Here is a 23,151-nt window from a genome sequence, read left to right on the forward strand (position 1 = left end):
TTTTTGCTAAAAGTGAAATATAAAAAGAAACATAATTTTTATATCATTTTGTAATTCACTTTATTATAATAAAGATATAGTTCTTGATAAAGAACAAGTTGTTCGATAGGAGAGATTAAAATGCTGAAGCAACCGCGTAAATTCAAAAAGATGCTTATATTGCCATGTTTGTGTTCTATTACTTTTTATTTAGGCTCTCAAATGATGACTTATACAGAAGCAGCTTTCGTTCATGAAACGAAAGTAGCGGCTACTATTTCTACAGCAAGTATTTTTCCAAAAACAGTTGATCAATTAATAGAACAAGCTAAGCAGCATAAGGAAGTTATTTTGCATGAGTATAAAGAGATGAAATCAAAATTAAATGTTAGATCCACTCAGGAGATAGAACAGGCGCTTGTTATATGGAAGCAAGGACGCGAGAAGATAGCTGCTGAGAGAGAATCGTTACAAAAAGTATATAAATCAATAGAAGAACCTTATAATCAAGTACAAGAAGAGTTAAAAGGACATACAACTGAATCGAATAAGCAAGTATTCTCGTATGTGAATGCTGGCTTCCATATAGTAAAAGAAAACTGTGAGTATATTGATAAAGAAGTTAATTTACAAGTGATTGATAAACAAATTCAAGATTTTGAGAAGTTACTAGTAGATGAAACAGCAAAACAAGTGAGTGAGGCTGAGAAGCAAAAAGAACTAGAAGAGAAGAAACAAGAAGAAGCAAAAAAACTAGAAGAGAAGAAACAAGAGGAAGCGAAAAAGCTAGAAGAGAAGAAACAAGAGGAAACGAAAAAACTAGAAGAGAAGAAGAAACAAGAGGAAGCAAAAAAACTAGAAGAGAAGAAACAAGAGGAAGCGAAAAAGCTAGAAGAGAAGAAACAAGAGGAAACGAAAAAACTAGAAGAGAAGAAGAAACAAGAGGAAGCAAAAAATCAAGAAGAGAGTAAGAAACAAGAATAGCAAGTAAAATACAGCGACATATAGAGAGAATAGCGGTTATAAAGCCGAGTAGGTGAGAGAATATTGCGACTCACCTATTCGGCGTGTCTTCTTTATTTTAACAATCTACGTCAAAAAACAGATATGAGAAAATTAATTGGCAATATGATGGTGAAGATTAATAATTAGTATAGATAGGGAATATTAATTAAAGTTTTTCTCTATTTCTCGTTTTTTCGGAAATTTCAGAATAATATTGAGAAATAAAAATAACTGAAAATATTAATAAATATGTGTTGTATTTCTATAGTTATGTTCGTTATAATGAACATAAGGTTTTTAAAAAAGAACACATATTAGCTAAGCTAATATAGTTTTAGTTACATCTCTTATTGTAAATAAGAGATAGCAATAAAAAATATAAAAAACAGCTAGGGGGAATTGATTGTGAGTCTGAAAAAGAAATTAGGTATGGGAGTTGCATCAGCGGCATTGGGGTTATCTTTAATTGGTGGAGGAACATTCGCTTACTTTAGCGATAAAGAAGTATCAAATAACACATTTGCGGCTGGAACGTTAGATCTTACATTAGACCCTACAACGCTTGTAGATATTAAAGATTTAAAACCAGGGGATAAAGTAAAGAAAGAGTTCTTATTAAAGAATAGCGGTTCATTAGCAATTAAAGACGTACAATTAGCGACAAAGTATACTGTGAATGATTTAAAAAAGGATAACGCTGGTGAAGACTTTGGTGAGCACATTAAGGTGAATTTCATTTGGAATTGGGATAAACAGAGTGAGCCTGTATACGAAACAACATTAGCTGAGTTACAAAAAGAAAATCCAGATGTTTTAGCTAAAGCAATCTTTGCTCCTGAATGGGGAGAAAATGGTGGTTTAGCAGCTGGTACTGAAGATTACTTATGGGTAGAATTTGAATTTGAAGATAAAGGTGATCAAAATAAATTCCAAGGTGATTCATTGAACTTAGAATGGACATTCAATGCTCATCAAGGAGAAGGCGAAGCAAAAGAATAAACCAAAAAGCGGGGATTTCCCGCTTTTTTATAAAGAAAAAAGAAGTGCTGGTTGTAAGCACTTCTTTCTATTTATTATTTTTGATCTTGCTTCCATTTTGTAAATTCAAGAAATTCACGAAATTGTTCTTTGGAGACACCTGAGCTCATTGCATCTTTAACGAGTTGTGTCCATTCGGAGTCTAAGTGATTTTCCTTTGTTGTTTCATCATGAAGTAAAGTATCAACTGGAATTTGTAGAACTGCTGCGATCTTTTCAAGAAATTGAATGGAAGGGTTTTTTTGTAAATTTCGTTCTATAGAACTAATGTAAGATTTAGCAACACCAGCTTTTTCGGCAAGTTCAGTTAATGAAATACCTTTTTGTAAGCGAAGGCGTTTTATACGTTCTCCAATCATATTTGCGCACCTTTCTATCAATATGTCGTCGTCTTATGATGTCATTATTATAACATAAACTTCGCTAAAAAGAACAAACCTATTGAGCCTGGCTTGATGGTCTCATACGTTGGAAAAAATGTTCGATATCTTGCAAGGCGATACCAGCGTCTAGAGCTTCAAGTATTAAATCAATCCATTCTTGATCCAATGTGTCAGTCTTATCTTTGTACAAATGTAATTCCTCCCTAATTATCGGTCATAACTGCTGCTACAGAATACGTGATAATGCAATCGGATTTTGTATTTATGTAGTGAATTATCAAATATTTTGTAGATAAAACAAAGATAAAATCCCCATTAAATTCCCTCTATGGCGATTATAAAGTTTCTGACAAATATTTTCAATATTTTCAGAAAACATTGTTGAATTGTGATATACTCGTATGCTAACTATGAAATTTTTACAAATATATTAAAAACATTACATAATATGACTAAATATTGAAAAAATATTGAATTTTTAATAAAATTCAATTTGTAATACATATTATTTATTAGGGGAGGAAATAAGGGATGAACAAGAAACCGTTCAAAGTTTTATCATCAATTGCTTTGACAGCTGTATTAGGTCTTTCGTTCGGAGCTGGTACTCAATCTGCATATGCTGAAATGCCTGTTAATAAGACAGCTACGAGCCCAGTTGATGATCATTTAATTCCGGAAGAACGTTTAGCAGATGCGCTAAAAAAACGTGGGGTAATTGATTCGAAGGCTTCAGAGACAGAAACAAAGAAAGCTGTCGAAAAATACGTAGAGAACAAAAAGGGTGAAAATCCTGGGAAAGAAGTATCAAATGGGGACCCACTTACGAAAGAAGCATCGGACTTTTTAAAGAAAGTGAAAGATGCAAAAGCAGATACGAAAGAAAAGTTAGACAAACCAGCAACAGGAACACCTGCAGCGACAGGGCCAGTTAAGGGTGGTCTAAATGGTAAAGTACCAACTTCTCCAGCAAAGGGAAAAGAATATAACGGTGAAGTTCGTAAAGATAAAGTACTCGTTTTACTTGTAGAGTACGCTGACTTTAAACATAACAATATTGATAAAGAACCTGGTTATATGTATACTGATGATTTTAACAAAGAACATTATGAAAAAATGTTATTCGGTAATGAGCCATTCGCATTAGAAGATGGTAGCAAAATTGAAACGTTCAAACAATATTACGAAGAGCAATCTGGCGGTAGTTATACAGTAGACGGAACAGTTACAAAATGGTTAACAGTTCCTGGTAAAGCTGCTGATTACGGTGCAGATGCTGGTACAGGTCATGATAATAAAGGACCAAAAGGACCACGTGATTTAGTAAAAGATGCATTAAAAGCAGCTGTAGATAGCGGTATTGATTTATCAGAGTTTGACCAATTCGATCAATACGATGTAAATGGTGATGGAAATCAAAAACAACCGGATGGTTTAATCGATCATTTAATGATTATTCATGCGGGTGTTGGACAAGAAGCAGGCGGTGGTAAATTAGGTGACGATGCAATCTGGTCACATCGCTGGACTGTTGGACCAAAACCATTCCCAATTGAAGGCACACAAGCGAAAGTTCCATATTGGGGTGGAAAGATCGCAGCATTCGACTACACAATTGAACCGGAAGATGGCGCGGTTGGTGTATTCGCGCATGAATACGGTCATGATTTAGGTCTTCCAGATGAGTATGATACAGACTATACTGGTCATGGTGAGCCAATTCAAGCTTGGTCTGTTATGAGTGGCGGAAGCTGGGCTGGTAAGATTGCAGGAACAACGCCAACGAGTTTCTCACCACAAAATAAAGAGTTTTTCCAAAAAACAATTGGTGGTAACTGGGCAAATATTGTAGAAGTAGATTACGAGAAATTAAATAAAGGTATTGGTTTAGCAACATATTTAGACCAAAGTGTTACGAAATCAGCAAGACCAGGTATGATTCGTGTAAACTTACCTGATAAAGATATAAAAACGATTGCTCCAGCGTTTGGTAAGCAGTATTACTACAGCACAAAAGGTGACAATCTGCATACAACGTTAGAAACACCATTGTTCGATTTAACGAATGCAACGAATGCGAAATTTGATTTCAAATCGTTATATGAAATCGAAGCGGAATATGATTTCCTTGAAGTACATGCTGTAACAGAAGATGGTCAAAAAACGCTAATTGAAAAACTTGGTGAGAAAGCAAATAGTGGAAATGCCGATTCGACAAATGGAAAATGGATTGATAAATCATATGATTTAAGCCAATTCAAAGGTAAGAAAGTAAAATTAACATTTGAGTACATTACAGATGGTGGCTTAGCATTAAACGGTTTCTTACTTGATAATGCTTCATTAACAGTAGATGGTAAAGTAGTATTCTCTGATGATGCAGAAGGTACACCACAATTTAAATTAGATGGTTTTGTAGTTTCTAACGGAACTGAGAAGAAAAAACATAACTACTATGTAGAGTGGAGAAATCATACTGGATCAGATAGCGCATTGAAATTTGCTCGCGGTCCAGAATATAACTCTGGTATGGTTGTATGGTATGCAGACTCAGCTTACACAGATAACTGGGTTGGTTTACATCCAGGGCATGGTTTCCTTGGTGTAGTGGATTCTCATCCAGAAGCAATTGTAGGAACTTTAAATGGTAAACCGACAATTGAAAGTAGTACACGATTCCAAATCGCTGATGCGGCGTTCTCATTTGATAAAACGCCAGCATGGAAAGTTGTATCTCCAACGCGTGGAACGTATACGTATAATGGCTTAGCGGGTGTACCGAAGTTTGATGATTCGAAAACGTATATTAACCAACAGATTCCAGATGCAGGACGTATTTTGCCGAAGCTTGGTTTGAAATTTGAAGTAGTAGGACAAGCTGATGATAATTCTGCAGGTGCTGTTCGTTTATATCGTTAATACAGTAAAACTACCGAGAGATTTTCTTTCGGTAGTTTTTTTGTGAGCAATGAATTTTATATACAAAAAGAAATTATATATAATGTAACTTTACGAATAGAAATTTATTATATATGAAGTCTATATAAATAATGAAAGAATTGGATGAAAATAGTGGGAGAAGGTGAATGAATGAGTGTTTCTTCTATTGTAAATAAACAAAAAGAATATTTTTATAATGGCCATACGAGAAGTGTAGAAGTGAGAAAGAATAATTTGAAGAAGCTTTATGAAGGCGTTCAGCGTTTTGAACAAGAAATATTTCAGGCGTTAAAATTAGATTTAAATAAGTCAGTTCATGAGTCATTTACAACGGAAGTGGGATATGTATTAAAAGAAATCTCTTTTCAATTGAAGCATATTTCATCGTGGAGTAAACCGAAGCGTGTTCGAACAGCACTCACTCATTTTGGATCAAAGGGGAAAGTAGTGCCTGAACCGTACGGTGTGACACTTATTATTGCACCGTGGAACTATCCGTTTCAATTAGCAATTGCACCGCTTGTAGGAGCGCTAGCAGCCGGAAATACAATCGTTTTAAAACCGTCGGAGTTAACGCCAAACGTTTCCAAAGTGATTACGAGGATGTTAGAAGAATTATTCCAAGAAGAGCTTGTAGCGGTAGTAGAAGGCGGCGTCGAAGAGAGTACAGCTTTGCTGAAGGAACCATTTGATTATATTTTCTTCACAGGTAGTGTGGGCGTTGGGAAAGTTGTCATGGAAGCAGCAGCAAAACAGTTGACGCCGCTTACGTTAGAACTTGGCGGGAAAAGTCCATGTATTGTACATAAAGATGCAAAAATAGATGTAACAGCAAGAAGGATTGTGTGGGGAAAGTTTTTAAATGCAGGGCAAACGTGTGTAGCGCCTGATTATATGTATGTGCATGCTTCAGTGAAAGAACAGTTAATTGAAGCGTTGCGACATGAAATTGAGAAGCAGTACGGAAAAGAGCCGCTGCACAATGATAATTATGTACGAATTGTGAGTGAACGTCATTTTGAACGTTTATGTACGTTTTTGAAAGATGGTAAAACTGTAATTGGCGGGAACTATAAAAAAGAAACTTTACATATAGAACCAACAGTGTTAACTAATGTTACATGGGAAAGTGCTGTTATGGAAGACGAAATTTTTGGTCCGATTTTACCAATTATAGAATACGACAACATAGAAGATGTAATTGACACGATTCAGCAACACCCGAAGCCGTTAGCGTTATATGTATTCTCTGAAGATAAAGGAGTGCAAAAGAAAGTAACGAGTAATATTTCGTATGGCGGAGGCTGTATTAATGATGTCGTCTATCATCTTGCAACGCCATATTTACCTTTTGGGGGCGTCGGAAGTAGTGGATTAGGGAGTTATCATGGGGAAGAAAGTTTTCGGACTTTTTCACATTATAAAAGCATTTTAGCCCAATCTACGGCATTCGATATGAAAATTCGCTACTCTTCTACAAAAAGTGCTTTAAAATTCATACGAAAGTTGTTAAAATGATGATGGTGTTTATCAGTAGGCGTAGCCGTATGATAAAAGCCCCTTCGCAATGGAAGGGGTTTTTCTGTTCGACATTATGTATCATGCGAAAATGAATCAAACATACTACATAAAGAATAGAAGTGAACGCTTGCTAAATAACCATTTTTGTTTGGATCGAAACAAAAAATAGTCTATAGAACATAAATATGTATTCATGAATATAAAAATTTAAATTTGAGGTAGATAGGACGGGAAAATGAAAAAGATTATTAAAGTTGAAGCAGTAGAAAAACATTTTGGAAATCAAGTGATTATCCCACCGCTTTCTTTAGATATTAAAGAAGGGGAATTTTTAACTATTTTAGGGCCGAGTGGTTGCGGGAAAACGACGTTACTTCGTATGATCGCAGGATTTGAAACGCCAACTAAAGGGAATCTTTTATTAGATGATGAAAAGATTAACGATTTGCCACCATATAAGCGTCATATGAACCTAGTGTTCCAACATTATGCGCTATTCCCACATATGAATGTGGAGAAAAATATTTGTTTCGGTATGAAAATGCAGAAAGTACCGGCAGCAGAGCAGAAAGAGCGTGCTGAAGAGGCAATGCGTTTAACGCAGTTACTTGAGTTCCGTAATCGTAAACCTGCAAAGCTTTCTGGTGGACAGCAGCAGCGTGTAGCAATTGCGAGAGCGATTGTAAATAACCCGCGTGTATTATTACTAGACGAGCCACTTGGGGCGTTAGACTTTAAGTTAAGAAAAGACTTGCAACGTGAATTAAAAAACTTACAACGTAATTTAGGAATTACGTTCATATACGTAACGCACGATCAAGAAGAAGCGATGAGCATGAGTGATCGTATCGTTGTTATGAATAAAGGACATATTGAACAAATTGGAACGCCGAAAGAAATTTATAATAAGCCGAAAACGTTGTTCGTTGCGACATTTATCGGTGAAAATAATATTGTGAAAAACGGGGAAGGCTATGTAGCAATTCGTCCTGAAAATGTAAAAGTGCGTTCGGTTGAAGAGCCAATTTTAAAAGAATACCACCTTGGACATATTGAAGACATTGAGTTTGTTGGAAATATGGAGAAGCTTTATGTACGTGATGAGAAAACATCAGAATTACTAATGGCATATCAAACTGCTGAAGAAGCAGCACAGTGGAGCATTGGAGATAATGTATACGTAGGCTGGGAGCAAGAGGACGAGGTGACCTTAAATTGAAAAAAGGGAAATTACTCGCACTACCTACAGTCGCATGGCTGTTAATCTTCTTCCTAATTCCCCTTCTGTTTGTATTGGCATTTGCCTTCATGCAGCGCGGAGCATATGGGACAGTAGAAATGCAATTTACATTAGAGAACATAGAACGTGTATTTGATCCATTATATATGGGGACGTTATGGGAAACAGTAAAAATTGCGGTTATTACCACAGTAATATGTTTACTGATCGGTTATCCATTTGCATATACAATTACAATTGTCGATCGCAAATATCGTTCGATTCTTTTATTATTGGCAACGATCCCGTTTTGGATTAACTTCCTTGTTCGTTCTTACGCATGGATTGTTATTTTACGTTCACAAGGTCTTGTAAACACATTGCTATTGAAGCTAGGTATTATTAGTGAACCTTTAAATTTACTATATAATACACCTTCTGTCATACTCGGAATGGTATATTCTTTATTACCATTTATGATTTTACCAGTGTATGCAGCGATCGAGCAGCTTGATAAGCGTAAGCTAGAAGCAGCTTATGATTTAGGGGCAACACCAGTAAAGGCATTTTGGAATGTTACAGTACCAATGACGATGTCGGGGATTGCTACCGGTTCTATTTTAGTGTTTGTTTCTTCTATCGGAATGTTTGTTGTATCAGACGTTATGGGTGGATCGAAAGTAGCATTAATCGGAAACGTAATTCAAAATCAATTCTTAGGAGCGCGTGATTGGCCGTTTGGATCTGCGTTATCTATGATTGTTGTTCTATTCTCTGTTCTGTTAATTTACTTATATTATCGTGCAACGAAAGTATATAAATATGATGGGAACGGAGGGGAATAGGCAAAGATGAAGAAGTTTTTAGTTTCTTATTCTTGGTTAATTTTATTGTTCTTGTATTTTCCAATGATGGTTTTAATGGTGTATTCCTTCAATGATTCTCGCATTAATGCGGAATGGGAAGGATTCACATTCCATTGGTATACAGATTTATTTCAAAAACAAGATGTTATTGATGCGTTTGTAAATAGTATGACGATTGCGGTCGTAACGACGATTGTAACGACTGTTCTTGGTGTGATTTTCGCAATTGCATTACATCGTTATAAATATCGTTATGAAGGTGCGATTAACGGTCTTGTATATTTACCAATTTTAATTCCTGATATTTTAATGGGATTATCTTTACTTATTTTATTTAGTCAATTAGGTATGGAACTTGGTAAAACAACAATTATTATTGCACACATTACATTTAGTATTTCATTTGTTGTCGTTATTTTAGCAGCACGCCTTTCTGGTATGGGACGTGATTTAGAAGAGGCTGCGAACGATTTAGGAGCAACGCCGTGGCAAACGTTTCGTTTTGTAACGTTCCCAGCAATTGCACCTGGAGTTATTTCGGCTGCATTATTAACATTCACATTATCAATTGATGATTTTGTAATTAGTTTCTTCGTATCAGGACCAGGATCAACAACATTGCCATTATACATTTACAGTATGGTTAAGCGCGGAGTATCACCAGAAATTAATGCACTTTCTACAATTTTAATTGTGGCTATCGTAGGATTAATGGTTCTATCTGAAATCTTCCGTAACAAAGGTGCAGATGGTGAAGAAAACTCTGGAGGACACCTTCCTTTATAATACGAACGATATAGAAAGTACGAGGAGGTAATAAAACCGATGAAATTAATGAAAAGATTAGCCGGCGCAGCAATTAGCTTTAGCCTTATTGCTGGTGTACTTGCTGGTTGTGGTGAAAAAAAAGAAGAGTTAAACATTTATAGCTGGGCTGACAATTTTGATGAGCAAGTGCTAAGAGATTTTGAAAAGAAATATAACGTGAAAATTAACTATGATAAGTATGCAAGTAATGAAGAAATGCTTGCGAAATTACAAGCTGGTGGCGCAAAGTATGATTTAATTCAGCCATCTGATTACATGGTGAAAACAATGGCGAAAATGGATTTATTAGCGCCGTTAGATAAAAAGAATATCCCAAATATCGAAAACATGGTTTCTAATTTCAAAACACCTGCGTTTGATCCAGAGAATAAATATTCTTTAGTATATACTTGGGGCGTAACAGGTATTGCATACAATAAAAAGTATGTGAAGGAAGCACCTACAAGCTGGGCTGACTTATGGAATGAGAAATATAAAGGGCATGTAACTTTATTAAATGATTCTCGTGAAGTGTTAGGAATGGGTCTTAAGAAGCATGGATTCTCAAACAGTACGAAAGACGATGCACAGTTAAAGACAGCAGCAACTGATTTACAGAAGCTACTTCCAAACCTATTAGCATTTGATACAGATAATATTAAACAAAAATTCATTACAGAAGATGCTTGGATCGGAACAGTTTGGTCTGGAGATGCAGCATTTATCGCAAAAGATAATAAAGATGTAGAGTACGTTGTACCAAAAGAAGGCGGCACAATTTGGGCTGATACGTTAGCAATTCCAAAAGGTGCAAAAAACAAAGAGCTTGCAGAGAAGTTTATGAACTACTTATTAGATGAAAAAGTAAGTGTGAAAAACTACGAGTCAATTGGATACAGTAATCCAAATGAAAAAGCTCACCCTCTTCATAGTAAAGAATATCGTGATAACCACATGATCTTCTTAACGAAAGAAGAATTAGATCGTACAGAATGGCTTGTTGATGTAGACGATAAGCTAAAAGACTACGACCGTTACTGGACAGAGTTAAAAACAAAAGGTAAATAAGTAAGAAAATGCGGTTTCTACAGTAGAAATCGCATTTTTTCATAGTAGGAGGAAATCGTTTGAAGAAGTTGCATCAATATGAGGTAATGTGTATCGGTTTATTATTTGCTGTATTTGGCATTGTTGCTTGGCGAGTACATGCTGGCGGCGTTACAGTGATGGATACATATGTCCGAGGGGTAGTAAAAGGGTTACAAACAGAAAGTTCGCTTACATTTTTCTCACACTATACAAAATTAGGTTCTGCCATTGGGATTGTAACTGTGCTTATTATAAGTTTACTTGTTTTTTGGAGAAAACGTTATTATGCTGCGATGATCGTATATCCAATGGGCATTTTAACAACACATCTTGTGAATAAAGGAATAAAAGAAATTATGAAAAGGGATCGTCCGTCGTTAAATGAAACGTTGGATGCGCTTGGATATAGTTTCCCTAGTGGGCATGCAATGTTATCTATTATGACATTTGGATTTCTTACTTATATCATTGTGGCAAATTTGAAGAGTGTGACCGGAAAATATGTAATAACGCTTTTCATGGGAATAGTAATCGTATCGATTGGATTAAGTAGAGTCATTTTAAATGTACATTATCCAACTGATATTTTAGCAGGTTATTGCGTAGGTGGTATTTTGTTAATTATGGCGATTTATTGCCATCGTTTACTTACCGAGAGATTGGGACTTAATAAAGAGAGATAAAAAACGTCTGGAAAAACTATCATTATAGTGTTTCCAGACGTTTTTTGTTTGCATGAAGATGTGATACATTATAAGTAACAATTGAATGATGTAAAGTAGGTGAAAATGTGTGAAAACAAATGTACATAAAGTAGATAAGTGGGGAAAATTAGGAGCTTTTTTGTATCAGTTCCGTTATACAGTAATAGTAGCATTATTATTGCTTGCGATAGCACTCGGTATTTTCGCTCCAAAGCTACCGGGAGTATTAGGTGGTGATGGCTTTCAAACGGAAGGGGACTATCAAAAAACGAAAGAAATTTTAGATAAAGATTTTAAGAGGTCTCAAGATACGCTGTTACTTGTTTTTGAAAAAAATAAAGGCGTTTCAAATGAGGAATTTCAAAAGCAAGTAGAGGGAATTGTAAAAAATGTACAAGAAAAAGAGACATATGAATCTTTTCATCATCCAGTGCAAAATAAAGAAATGTTACAAGATGATATCGGCTATGCGACAATTTTATTTTCCGGGAAAACAAATAAAGAACGAATGGAAAAGACATTACAATTTGCTGATAAAATTGAAAAGGAAAGTAATACAGCATTAAAAGTAACACCTACAGGGTTTCCGAAAATTAATAAAGAGATTAATGAAAGAACGCAAAATGATTTAAAAGTGGCAGAGATGATTGGGTTACCAATTGCATTTCTCGTATTACTATTTTCATTCGGTAGCCTTTTGGCATCTATTTTACCAATTGTAAATGGGGCACTTAGTGTTATTAGTACGATGGGCATATTATATTTTATAGGTAGCGATAAGGAACTATCTATCTTTGTGCTAAATGTTGCACCGATGATCGGACTTGCGCTATCTATTGATTTTGCGCTATTATTTGTAAATCGTTTTCGAGAGGAAGTTGCAAAGCGAACGGTAAAAGAAGCAATAGCAATTACATATCAGACAGCAGGGCGGGCAATCGTATTTTCAGGATTATGTGTATTCGTTGGCCTATCTGGTTTGTTTTTCTTTAAAATCGATTATATTCAGTCTGTCGCAATTAGTGGAATGATTGTTGTGATTATGAGTATTGTATTCTCGCTCACACTTCTTCCAGCGTTATTATCATTAATTGGTAAACGAATATTAAAAAAGAATCAAGTAGCACATACGCCGGCAAAGGCATGGCGTACATTTGCACAATTTGTAATGAAACATCCAATTGCGATGATTATTGTTGTTACAACATTTATTGTGATTTGTTTATTACCATTACGTACAGCTAATTTACAGTTCCCTGACGTAGAAGCTTTACCTAAACAAAGTGATACAAGAATTGCATATGAGAAGTACGAAGAGGCATTTAATAAAACTGCAAAAACACATGCTGATGTTACGTTAGTCGTAGAGACGAAAAAAGATATGGAAGAAAAAGAAAGTTTACAAAAGGTAGAAGAAGTCGTTCAAAAGTTAAAAGATGATAAGAAATTATATGAAGTAAGAAGTTTATACGACAGTTTAAATGGAATGAAATCAGAGCAAGTTGCGGGGATGTTACAGTCGCCAGAAGCTGCTAAAATAGCTCCGGTATTTGAATCGTATACGAAAGGAAATAAGACAACAATCGAAGTCTTTTTACATACAAAACCACGTACAGAAATTGGGAAACAGTGGGTGCGTGATTTTAAACAAAATTATAAAGAAACGAATGTTACGTATTATCTAGGCGGAATGACGACGTTCCAACAAGAGTTAGAAGATGAAATTAAAGATAAAGTTGCAATTGGTATGTCTGTTATATTTGGATCGACTTTTGTTATATTATTATTTGCATTTCGATCTATACTCATTCCAATTAAGGCGATTATTATGAATATACTTAGTTTAAGCGCAACAATTGGAATTGTTGTTTGGTTATTTGAAGGTGGTCATTTTGGTTTAGAAGCAAGTCCAGTTCTATTTGTTTTACCAATCTTCATTTTCGGCCTCGTCTTTGGGCTTAGCATGGATTATGAAGTCTTTCTTATTTCACGTATCTATGAATTATATGAAGAAACAGGAGATAACGATCAGGCGACGTTAGAAGGACTTGTGTCAACAAGTAGAATTATTACGTCAGCCGCTTTAATTATGATTGTTGTAACTGGTGCGTTTGCTTTTACTGATATTTTACCAGTACGACAAATGGGGCTTGGCGTTGCATTAGCGATATTTCTTGATGCAACAATTATTCGTCTTATGCTCGTACCAAGTTTAATGAAATTGTTTGGAGACTGGAACTGGTGGTTACCATTTCGAAAGAAAAAAGAAAAATCATCGTAAAAAATACTCATCTTATAGATGAGTATTTTTTTATGAATAGCAAGACCTACATTTTGCAAATAGTATGTGATAAGAACATTACATATAAGTAGGTGAAGGCAATGTTTCGTTATTTTAAGTTTAAGCTAAATGATACAGTACAGTTTGCAGAAAACGATGGGCATTTGTATCGCATTGTCGGTTATCGGTTAGAAAAAGGGTTTTATCCAAAAGATGAATGGACTCATATCATTTATGAATTGCTTAGAGATTTTGATGGGTATACGATGGATGCGGAAGAAGAGGAACTTGTAAAGGTCATTCAAGTAGAGGATGAGTATTACAAAATACAAGAAGTATCGGGCTATCGTTATCCGGTAAAAATGAAGCAAAAACAACAAGTGATGAAAACAGAAAAGATGGATGACTTATTAGATACGTATAACGATTATAAGAGATTGGCGGATTTCTTTAAAGATTTATCGTATGAACAAAAAGCGGAAGAAGTGTTGCAGGAAATGAGAAGGCGTAGAGCGTGAAGGGCAGTCTATTATAAGACTGTCCTCTATTTTTGACGGTGCATCAAAGTGTATTTTCCGTTACAATGAGAGAATCAATAGAAATAAGGTGATACAGTATGGAAACGAAGAAGAAGGGCGAATGGTGCGAAATGACTGTGCCAGCGAAATGGAATGGTATAAGCATTGAGTCGCTATTAAAAATAGAATGGGAAATACCGAAAAAGTTGTTACATCAGCTTCGTATGGAAAAAGGTGTTACCGTTAATGGAGAACAGAGAAGATGGAATGAGCTTTTAAAAGAAGGCGATAAGTTGCAAGTTCATATGTTTATGGAGGAAGAATACGGTGTAGAGCCTGAATATGGTGAATTACATGTAGTATATGAAGACGATCATGTACTCATTGTCAATAAGCCTGAGAAGATGGATACGCACCCTTCTGAAAAAGGCGGGATGGGAACTCTTGCAAATCTTGTTGCCTTTCATTTTCAAATGCAAGGTTTAGAGACGAAGGTTCGTCATATTCATCGGTTAGATAAAGATACGACAGGTGGTGTCGTGTTTGCCAAACATAGAATTGCTGGTGCAATTATGGATCGTTTATTAATGGAACGAAAAATTAAAAGAACATATGCAGCTCTTGTAGAAGGCAAAGTGAAAAAGAAGCAAGGAACGATTGACGCGGCTATCGGAAGAGATCGCCATCATGCGACGAGACGACGTGTTTCTCCAAAGGGAGATCAAGCAATTACATATTATAAAGTAGAGAAGTATTTTAGAAAACAAAATGTTACGCTTGTAACGTTACAATTAGAAACTGGTAGAACCCATCAAATTCGTGTTCATATGAGCTATAATGGTAATCCGTTAGTTGGGGATGTTTTATATGGTGGAGGAACGAAATATATGTCTAGGCAAGCGTTACATGCGATGAAGATAAACTTTTTACATCCAATTACGAAAGAAGAGATTGAAGTGGATGTACCATTTCCTACAAAATTAAATGACACAATGAAAGAATTTCAAAGAGTAAATGCGTAAAGTGTAAGTTTAAAGTTGAGAAAAGTAGATTTTTGCAGGAATTTCTCTAAAAGAAGCGAAGCCGTTAAGAGAAAAGAGGGGTGAGAATCACTTGATCAAATATAAATATATACTAGGAATATTTTTCGCTTGTTTTTTAGTTACTCTATGTCTCTATCCATATTTACAAGAGCATTTGGCGGTACATTGGGATGGAAATGGTCGGCCAAACGAGTTTATGAGTAAACAAGTTGTTATAGCACTTATTCCTTGTCTTATTATTTTCTTACATGGATTGATGTATATTATTTCACATAATATATATAAGTTTAATGAAGACGAGCATGTCATTATAAGTGGATTTCTAAAGACGATTACTTTATTTATGTTGTTTATCCATATGCTCATTCTCTTTATTAATTTTGGAAGCATGATATCCTTTCAAACAGGACTAACAATAGGGATTAGTATGTTTCTCTTTATGCTTAGTAAGGCGTTTAAAAAAGTTCAGAGTACGGAAAAAGACCCAATCAAATTAAAAAAAATCCGTTTAGTGAGTAGACGGATTTTTCAAGTGATGGCATGTAGTATATTGTTTTCATTGTTTTTGAACTTGAAATGGGGATTTTATGTGTTACTTAGCGTAATAAGTGGTGGTTCTATTTTGTTTATGTTCTACGCTTTATACTCATACATAATAGAAAGTTATGAAACGTAAAAAAGAGTCTTCTCATTATGAGAAGACTCTTTTAATCTATTTACTTCGTAATAAATTGTTGTGTCCAGTAGTTGCCGCTTTCTACATAGCCAACACCGATGTGAGTGAAGCCATTATTTAAGATGTTTGCACGGTGTCCAGCACTGTTCATCCAAGCTTGTACTACTTCTTCAGGTGTACGTTGGCCTTGGGCGATGTTTTCACCTGCAGATGTATAAGAAATACCAAATTTCTTCATCATGTCAAACGGAGACCCGTATGTAGGGCTGTTATGATCAAAGTAGTTATTTTTTTGCATATCTTCAGATTTAATGCGTGCTACTTTGCTTAATTCAGTGTCGATTTTTAAAGCTGGTAAACCTTGTTTTGCACGCTCAGCGTTTGTTAATTCAACAACACGTTGTTCGAATTCGCTTAAAGATTTTGCTTCTTCAGCAGGCTTTTGCTCAGCTGGTTTTTGTTCAGCCGGTTTTTGCGTATTATTGTTTTCAGCAGGCTTTTGAGCTTCTGGTTTTTGAACTTCTTCAGCAGGCTTTTGCTCGGCAGGTTTTTGCTCAGCCGGCTTTTGAGTTTCTGGCTTAGCTGTCGGTTGCTCAGTTACAACATTTTCAGTAGGTTGTTGACCAGGAATAATGCAATTTGGTTGGAAGTTTCCTTGTTGCCATTGTGCTAATGACTCAACGCCCATAGATTGTAAGAATGCTTGTAATTCTTGTTGGCTCATTTGCTTCATCATCACTTTTGAATGCTGAATATTTTGAACCTTTACGTTAGATGGTTGTACTGTTGCAGCTTGTGCATCTAGAGAAGATACTCCTAAAGTAAGAGCCGTTGCAGCAGCTACAGATAATAAAACACGCTTTTTCATGATGTGTGTCCCCCTATATAAAGTTTTAATTTGTTTTCACACGATTTGTTTTTGACAGCCTGTCTGACTGACAAATTCATCGTAGCATAGATTTTGTGAGAAAAAAGATGGAAAAAAATTCATAGACTTAAAATTTACCTAATTTATCCTAAGAGGGGAAAAGGGGAAAAATAAGAGAAACATAGAGTATAAAAGGAATTTTCAGCATTTTTATACTTGGTTATAAGACGCGGTTTTTGGATAAATGTACCTATATTGAAAATGAAGAATCCTATTGTATCAATGGTTTGAGCGTTTTTTTGAGGAATATAATGGATTGATTTTTACAAAACTGTAATGTTTCTGTTGTTCTTTTTTATAATAAAGTAACATATTTTTAATGTTGTAGCGGACAAAAAAGCGGCTATCTCTTTACATAGACGAAGGAGATAGCCGTTTTCCTATTATTACGTATGTTACGAGTTATTACGAGTTGGTTTCAATTGCTTCTAATAATAAATCAACGATGTGAATTCCTCTCATTTTATGAGAAAGACCTTCTCGTTCAATGCCTAATTTCATTTGTAATAAACAACCTGGATTTGCAGTAACAATGGTTGCTGCTTCTGTTTCATGCACACGGTCCATTTTGTAATCTAGAAATTCCATAGATAGTTCTGAATGAACAATGTTATAAATACCAGCAGAACCACAGCAACGATCTGCATCTTTCATTTCGCGGTATGTTGCGCCTTGAATTGCTTCTAGTAACATACGAGGTTCTGAAGATGTTCGCATAACATTGCGTAAGTGACAAGAGTCTTGATACGTAATAACTTGCGGCGTGACTCGTAAGTCATTACGTTTATGGAAATCTAGTTCTACTAGAATAGCAGTAATATCTTTAATTTTAGAAACGAACTGCTTTGCACGTTCAGCCCACTGTGGATCATCTTTTAACAAGTAATCGTAGTCTACGAGGTAAGCTCCGCAACCACCAGCATTCGTAATAATATAGTCGATGTTTAAATCTTCGAATGCTTTTATATTGCGTTTTGCTAATTCCTTTGCCCCATTTTTCTCACCAGCATGTCCATGTAATGCCCCGCAGCAACTTTGTGTTTTCGGAATAACGATATCACAACCAGCTAACTGAAGCAGTTTCATCGTTGCGTTATTTGTTTCTAAAAACATTGTATCCATTAAACAACCTGTGAAGAATGCAACTTGTTTCTTCTTCGTACTTTCAGCATGTAAAAATTCAGGGCGATCTTTCATTGCTTTCATTTTAGGGACCTTAGGCAAAACGAGATCCATTGTTGCAAGTGTTTCAGGGAATAACTTCATAATCCCTGTTTTATGTGTTAGCGTTTGTAAGCCGGAACGTTGATAAAATCCGATTAATCCTGTTAATGTTCTCATTCGATTTTGATGCGGGAAAAGTCCTTCAAAAACGACTTTACGAACAGCTCTCACTGGCATTGAAAACTTTTTGTTTTGATTTATAATATCACGAGCTTCTTCTAATAAATGTCCATAATTCACACCAGATGGACAAACAGGTTCACAAGCACGGCAGCCGAGGCAAACATTTAATGTGTTTTCAACATCTTCATCTGGCTCAATTAAGCCGTCAACGACCGCTTTCATTAATGCGATACGTCCACGCGGGGAATGTGATTCTTTATATCCAGATTGAATGTAAGTAGGGCAAGTTGGTAAGCAGAAACCGCATCGCATACAGTTTAGTAGTTCATCTTCACTTAATCGTTCTTTAAATTCCTTTTGAATGTTTTCTTTATTTAATGTTGTCATCGCTCAACCACCACTCTTTTACGAGTGTCCTTCGCGAACATCTTTCCTGGATTCATAATGTTATTTGGATCGAAGGCTTGTTTAATTCCTTGCATAGCAGCAATACCTTCTTTACCTAACTTCATTTCTAAATACGGAGCCTTCATCGCACCAACACCATGTTCACCAGTAATCGTGCCACCAAGTTCAATTGCTTTCGCAAATATTTCAGCAAAAGCTTGTTCAGCTCGGTGCATTTCTTCTTCGTTGCGAGCATCTGTCATACAAGTTGGGTGTAGGTTGCCATCGCCAGCATGGCCAAACGTACAAATAGGAATATTATATTTTTTGGCAATGGCATTAATCGCTTCAACCATCGGAGCAATCTGTGAGCGTGGTACCGTTGCATCTTCTAATATTGTAGTAGGTTTTAATCTTGCCAGTGCTGACAGTGCACTACGGCGAGCTGTCCGAAGCGCATCTGCTTCCGCTTCATCTTTTGCGACGCGAACATCAACTGCATTCATGGAACGACAAACGTTAGCCATTTTTTCAATATCTCGATTAACAACTTCAGGCGGACCGTCTTGTTCAATTAATAAAATTGCTTTTACGTCAGTTGGTAAACCGATTTGAGCAAACTCTTCTACTACTTCAATTGTCGGCTGGTCTAAAAACTCAAGTGTCGCTGGAATGATTTTATTTGCAATAATAGAAGAAACAGCACGTGCAGCTTCATTAATATCTTCATAGAGTGCAAGCATCGTTTTCTTCGTTTCAGGCATAGGAACAAGTTTTAATATTGCTTCTGTTACGACGCCAAGTGTTCCTTCAGAACCGATAAATAAACGAGTTAAATCGTAACCAGCTACATCTTTTGCTAATTTACCACCAGTGCGAATCATATCACCATTTGGTAAGACAAGTTCAAGCCCCATCACATAATCACGTGTTACGCCATATTTTAATCCACGTAATCCACCCGAGTTTTCATTAATGTTACCGCCAATTGTAGAAATTTTCATTGAGCTTGGATCTGGTGGATAAAATAAACCTTTTTCTTCTACTGCTTTAATAATATCAAGCGTAATAACACCAGCTTGTACAGTAATTGTTAAATTTTCTTCATCAATTTCTAAAATGTTATTCATATGGCGGAAGATAAGGACGATACCGCCTTCAAGTGGACATGTCCCTGCGCAAAGATTTGTTCCAGACCCACGAACATATACAGGGATTTTGTGAGTGTTACATACTTTTAATACTTCAGCTACTTCATTTGTATTACGAGGAGCAATGACTGCATCAGGCATTGCTTGGAAGTTTGGAGTGGCATCATAACTATACGTTAAACGCCCCATATTGGATGTATCTACATTATCTTCGCCAACAATGGATACGAATGAATCAATAATTTGTTTTTCTAACATTGGAAATCCCCCTCAAACTGTTAACGTAATGAGTCATAATAAAAAACGTTGTCACAGTGCTTTCATTATAATGATAAAAAAGTCGGGGGATTCTTTCTATGTATAATCATCTAAAGATTAATCTGTTTTATCATTCTTTTTTGTTTGATTATCTAATAAGAGGAGCGAGAAATATAAAATATTTAAGTCTTTGAATTGTTTCGGATCAAGTCCTGTATACTCCTCAATTTTTTTAAGTCTATAATGCAATGTGTTAATGTGTATATGTAATTGCTCCGCTGTTTGTTTATAGGATTGGTTATAATCAATAAATAAACGTAAAGTGTGCATAAGTTCAGGCGATGATAGTAAGTTTTCGATGGTGCGCTTTAGAAATTGTTCCCGCGTTTCCGCAGAAATATCTTGTAAGCACATTTCTAAACGTAAATCTTCATTAAATACAATGTTTTTCGTTTCAAGTGATACGGAAAGAGCTTGTAATGCTTGTTCGTACGATAAATTCATATTGCTTGGCGTAACGGATTGGCCAATCCCGATATATAAAGGAATAGAAAATAAAGTTTCACAGTCTTGTTTTAATCGTTTTAAAAATTGATATGTTTGCTCTTTGGAGTTCGTGGCTGTAAATAAAATGAATCGATCATTTCCCCAGCGAACAAATAGATGCTCCTTTGTTAATAGATTGCGTACGTGTTGCCAAATCTTACGCTGAAGCATCGTGTCATTTTGATCGATAGAGAACAAAATAAGTTGTTTCTTCTTATATAAATCAATACCAAGTGTTTTGGCACGATCGAGAAAGCTTGGAGACCAGTCTGTATTTTGAAGCCAATCAAAGACAAATGCCTCATAAGAACGGTGTTCAAGTTCTAGTTGTTCTAAAAAGTAGTTTTCATGGATGAGTAGTTCGGTCATTTTACGTAATATTTCTCCGTATTGTGAAATATTTTCAGGTTCGCCTGTAATTCCAATGACACCAATTACTTCGTCATGGAATAGTAAAGGGAGATTCATACCTGCCTTTACGCCTTGCAAACGTCGTTCATCCTCTTTTGTAATAATGACAGTTTTCTTTTGTTTTGCGCAGCGGAGTGCGCCTTCATGAAATTGGCCGATTCTTTCTATATCTGTACTTGCGATAATAACGCCTTGTATATTAATGATAATAATATTTTCTTTAATTAGTCTGCGTACTTCTCGTACAATTTTATTTGCTAAATCAGGAAAAAGCATAATTGGCACACCTCAAATTCTATTTGTTGTACATTATATATGTAAATAAAGTAGGAAAGGGAAATTTCACACTTTCCACACATTTATTTGTTATTTTACAATTATAACGAAATCATCCGAAGATGGAGGGGATCTTTTGAGAAAGTCTGTTTTTCTTCTCTGTTTTTTATTTCTATTAGTAGGGTGTCAAGGAAGTTCCTATACATCGATTGCTAAAGATAAAAGCGTTATTATAACAACGAATATAAAAGAAGGTAGCCTTAGTTTTATTGATAAACATACTAAAAAGTTAATTACGACATGGGAACTTAACGAACCAATGGCAGGGATTGTACTACTTCCAAATGGTGAGGACATACTTGTATATGGTAAGCAGTTAGAGTACATGTATGTATATTCACTAGCAGAAGGAAGGCAAGTGGAAAAATATAAAACAGGAAAAGGCATTGTAAATGTAGTCGTATCAGAAGATAAAAAGCAATTATTTGCTGCCGATCAAAATGCCCAAAAGATAAGGTTCTTTACGATTAATGGAAAAGAAACAGGGAATGTTTCGACAGGAAAAGGACCAATAACGATGGTAGAGTACCATAACCAGTTATCTGTATTAAACTTTTATGATACGAAGCTAACGACAATTGATACAAAGAAAAAAGAAGTAATACAATCCTTTATGATTCCACCAGCGTCAACGGGGGCAACAATTAGTCCAGATGGGAAAGAAATATGGATTGGCGGACATGGTGATGGAAATCAGGTAAATGAGAAAGTATTAGTGTATTCTTTGCAGAGCGGAGAAATGGTACGTTCTTTACACGCTCCGTTTATGCCTGTGAATATTACGAAGGATCATAAGTACGTATATGCATTAAGTCACGGTTCGAATACGCTTAGAAAGTTTGATGTTAGCACGTATAAAGAGGTGGCTTCTGTAGAAGTAGGATCAAACCCATTTGCATTTTTGAAGAGCGGAGCAGAAGGATACGTAGCAAGCTATGATAGTGATGAAGTGTGCGTCATGGATATGAAGAATTTGAAAATAAAACAAACAATTAAAGTCGGAAAAGGACCGTTTCAACTCATAGAGAGAGAAGGGAAGGACAATGAGTAAATATAGGGTGCTAGTTGTAGATGATGAAAGTGATATGAGGCAACTTGTTGGAATGTACTTAGATAATTTCGGATACGAGTGGGGAGAAGCTGAAAATGGAAAAGAAGCTCTAAAAAAATTAGAGACAAATCATTATGATTTCGTTGTACTAGATATTATGATGCCAGAGATGGATGGACTTTCAGTTTGTAAAGAAATTAGAAAAACGTCAGATGTACCAATAATATTTTTAACAGCAAAAGGTGAAGAGTGGAATAGGGTGAACGGCTTACGTATGGGAGCAGATGATTATATTGTAAAGCCATTTAGTCCTGGCGAATTAATTGCTCGTATGGAAGCTGTATTAAGGCGTTATACAAAGCAAGAGCAACAAGAGGAATTTCAGTTTGGACCGATCCTTATTAATGAAAAAAGTAGGAAAATTGAGGTGGATGGTGAGCCAATTTCTCTTACAGTAAAAGAGTTTGATTTACTCTATTTTCTTTGCCAACATACAGGACAAGTATTTAGCCGAGAACAATTGCTGGAAAAGGTATGGGGATATGATTATGCCGGAAGTACAAGAACCGTAGATACGCACGTGAAAACGATGCGTTTGAAGCTTGGAGAAAGTGGAAACTACATTCAAACTGTTTGGGGTGTAGGATATAAATTTGAGGTGTAACGT

21 protein-coding genes are annotated in these 23,151 nt (G+C 35.7%); 15 read left to right on the plus strand and 6 right to left on the minus strand.

Annotated elements, in window-relative coordinates:
• The first annotated feature begins 120 nt into the window (after positions 1-120).
• Entirely contained in the window at positions 121-963 is an 843-nt protein-coding gene (locus tag NLJ82_RS06680) for a DUF4047 domain-containing protein (RefSeq protein WP_000917717.1), read from the plus strand.
• Between the two features lie 426 nt (positions 964-1,389).
• Positions 1,390-1,983, plus strand: a complete 594-nt coding sequence (gene calY / locus NLJ82_RS06685; RefSeq protein WP_000053739.1) for a biofilm matrix protein CalY — start codon at positions 1,390-1,392, stop codon at positions 1,981-1,983.
• Positions 1,984-2,057: 74 nt separating this feature from the next.
• On the opposite strand, the gene NLJ82_RS06690 is transcribed toward calY, so the two are convergent.
• Entirely contained in the window at positions 2,058-2,381 is a 324-nt protein-coding gene (locus NLJ82_RS06690) for a helix-turn-helix domain-containing protein (RefSeq protein WP_000578882.1), read from the minus strand.
• A gap of 79 nt (positions 2,382-2,460) precedes the next feature.
• On the minus strand, positions 2,461-2,595 hold the full coding sequence (locus NLJ82_RS06695) for an anti-repressor SinI family protein (RefSeq protein WP_000276223.1): 135 nt from the start codon (positions 2,593-2,595) through the stop codon (positions 2,461-2,463).
• 341 nt (positions 2,596-2,936) lie between these two features.
• Between NLJ82_RS06695 and inhA1 the strand changes: the two genes are divergently transcribed.
• The 11 genes from inhA1 (at position 2,937) to NLJ82_RS06750 (ending at position 16,069) form a co-directional block, all read left to right on the plus strand.
• The gene (gene inhA1 / locus NLJ82_RS06700; protein WP_001035931.1) at positions 2,937-5,324 is read left to right on the plus strand and encodes a M6 family metalloprotease immune inhibitor InhA1; all 2,388 of its coding nucleotides are present in this window, start codon (positions 2,937-2,939) and stop codon (positions 5,322-5,324) included.
• A 171-nt stretch (positions 5,325-5,495) separates the two neighbouring features.
• Positions 5,496-6,863 carry an aldehyde dehydrogenase gene (locus NLJ82_RS06705; RefSeq protein WP_000116810.1) on the plus strand — a complete coding sequence of 456 codons (1,368 nt, stop codon included), beginning with the start codon at positions 5,496-5,498 and terminating at the stop codon, positions 6,861-6,863.
• A gap of 238 nt (positions 6,864-7,101) precedes the next feature.
• On the plus strand, positions 7,102-8,085 hold the full coding sequence (potA, locus tag NLJ82_RS06710) for a spermidine/putrescine ABC transporter ATP-binding protein PotA (RefSeq protein WP_000720319.1): 984 nt from the start codon (positions 7,102-7,104) through the stop codon (positions 8,083-8,085).
• Positions 8,082-8,930, plus strand: a complete 849-nt coding sequence (potB, locus tag NLJ82_RS06715; RefSeq protein ID WP_000715498.1) for a spermidine/putrescine ABC transporter permease PotB — start codon at positions 8,082-8,084, stop codon at positions 8,928-8,930. The genes potA and potB overlap by 4 nt, the downstream gene beginning before the upstream one ends.
• A gap of 6 nt (positions 8,931-8,936) precedes the next feature.
• On the plus strand, positions 8,937-9,737 hold the full coding sequence (potC, locus tag NLJ82_RS06720; protein ID WP_000714204.1) for a spermidine/putrescine ABC transporter permease PotC: 801 nt from the start codon (positions 8,937-8,939) through the stop codon (positions 9,735-9,737).
• A 39-nt stretch (positions 9,738-9,776) separates the two neighbouring features.
• A complete protein-coding gene (potD, locus tag NLJ82_RS06725) occupies positions 9,777-10,826 on the plus strand; it encodes a spermidine/putrescine ABC transporter substrate-binding protein PotD (RefSeq protein WP_000772494.1) in 1,050 nt (349 codons plus the stop codon).
• Positions 10,827-10,912: 86 nt separating this feature from the next.
• On the plus strand, positions 10,913-11,530 hold the full coding sequence (locus NLJ82_RS06730) for a phosphatase PAP2 family protein (protein ID WP_002027288.1): 618 nt from the start codon (positions 10,913-10,915) through the stop codon (positions 11,528-11,530).
• Positions 11,531-11,639: 109 nt separating this feature from the next.
• Positions 11,640-13,832, plus strand: coding sequence for an MMPL family transporter (locus NLJ82_RS06735; RefSeq protein WP_254754645.1), 2,193 nt, complete (start codon positions 11,640-11,642; stop codon positions 13,830-13,832).
• Between the two features lie 101 nt (positions 13,833-13,933).
• The gene (locus NLJ82_RS06740; protein ID WP_000490288.1) at positions 13,934-14,350 is read left to right on the plus strand and encodes a YodN-related protein; all 417 of its coding nucleotides are present in this window, start codon (positions 13,934-13,936) and stop codon (positions 14,348-14,350) included.
• Positions 14,351-14,448: 98 nt separating this feature from the next.
• On the plus strand, positions 14,449-15,372 hold the full coding sequence (locus tag NLJ82_RS06745) for an RluA family pseudouridine synthase (protein WP_000448365.1): 924 nt from the start codon (positions 14,449-14,451) through the stop codon (positions 15,370-15,372).
• A 91-nt stretch (positions 15,373-15,463) separates the two neighbouring features.
• Positions 15,464-16,069 (plus strand): DUF1648 domain-containing protein, encoded by a 606-nt coding sequence (locus NLJ82_RS06750; RefSeq protein ID WP_000598981.1) that lies wholly within the window; start codon positions 15,464-15,466, stop codon positions 16,067-16,069.
• 40 nt (positions 16,070-16,109) lie between these two features.
• On the opposite strand, the gene NLJ82_RS06755 is transcribed toward NLJ82_RS06750, so the two are convergent.
• From NLJ82_RS06755 to NLJ82_RS06770, 4 genes are all read right to left on the minus strand, one after another.
• Entirely contained in the window at positions 16,110-16,937 is an 828-nt protein-coding gene (locus NLJ82_RS06755) for a CAP domain-containing protein (RefSeq protein WP_000747604.1), read from the minus strand.
• A gap of 465 nt (positions 16,938-17,402) precedes the next feature.
• Entirely contained in the window at positions 17,403-18,731 is a 1,329-nt protein-coding gene (locus tag NLJ82_RS06760; RefSeq protein WP_000209636.1) for a (Fe-S)-binding protein, read from the minus strand.
• Positions 18,728-20,140 (minus strand): glycolate oxidase subunit GlcD, encoded by a 1,413-nt coding sequence (gene glcD, locus NLJ82_RS06765; RefSeq protein WP_000890742.1) that lies wholly within the window; start codon positions 20,138-20,140, stop codon positions 18,728-18,730. The genes NLJ82_RS06760 and glcD overlap by 4 nt, the downstream gene beginning before the upstream one ends.
• Before the next feature lie 117 nt (positions 20,141-20,257).
• Positions 20,258-21,373 carry a CdaR family transcriptional regulator gene (locus tag NLJ82_RS06770; RefSeq protein WP_000898630.1) on the minus strand — a complete coding sequence of 372 codons (1,116 nt, stop codon included), beginning with the start codon at positions 21,371-21,373 and terminating at the stop codon, positions 20,258-20,260.
• A 136-nt stretch (positions 21,374-21,509) separates the two neighbouring features.
• Between NLJ82_RS06770 and NLJ82_RS06775 the strand changes: the two genes are divergently transcribed.
• Together NLJ82_RS06775 and NLJ82_RS06780 are read left to right on the plus strand one after the other, a co-directional pair.
• Complete coding sequence (locus NLJ82_RS06775) at positions 21,510-22,484, plus strand: YncE family protein (protein ID WP_001232399.1); 975 nt, start codon at positions 21,510-21,512, stop codon at positions 22,482-22,484.
• The gene (locus tag NLJ82_RS06780) at positions 22,477-23,148 is read left to right on the plus strand and encodes a response regulator transcription factor (protein WP_000049881.1); all 672 of its coding nucleotides are present in this window, start codon (positions 22,477-22,479) and stop codon (positions 23,146-23,148) included. Before NLJ82_RS06775 ends, NLJ82_RS06780 begins: the two co-directional genes overlap by 8 nt.
• Positions 23,149-23,151: the final 3 nt, after the last annotated feature.

The organism is Bacillus paranthracis (assembly GCF_024296885.1).
Lineage (GTDB): Bacteria > Bacillota > Bacilli > Bacillales > Bacillaceae_G > Bacillus_A > Bacillus_A paranthracis.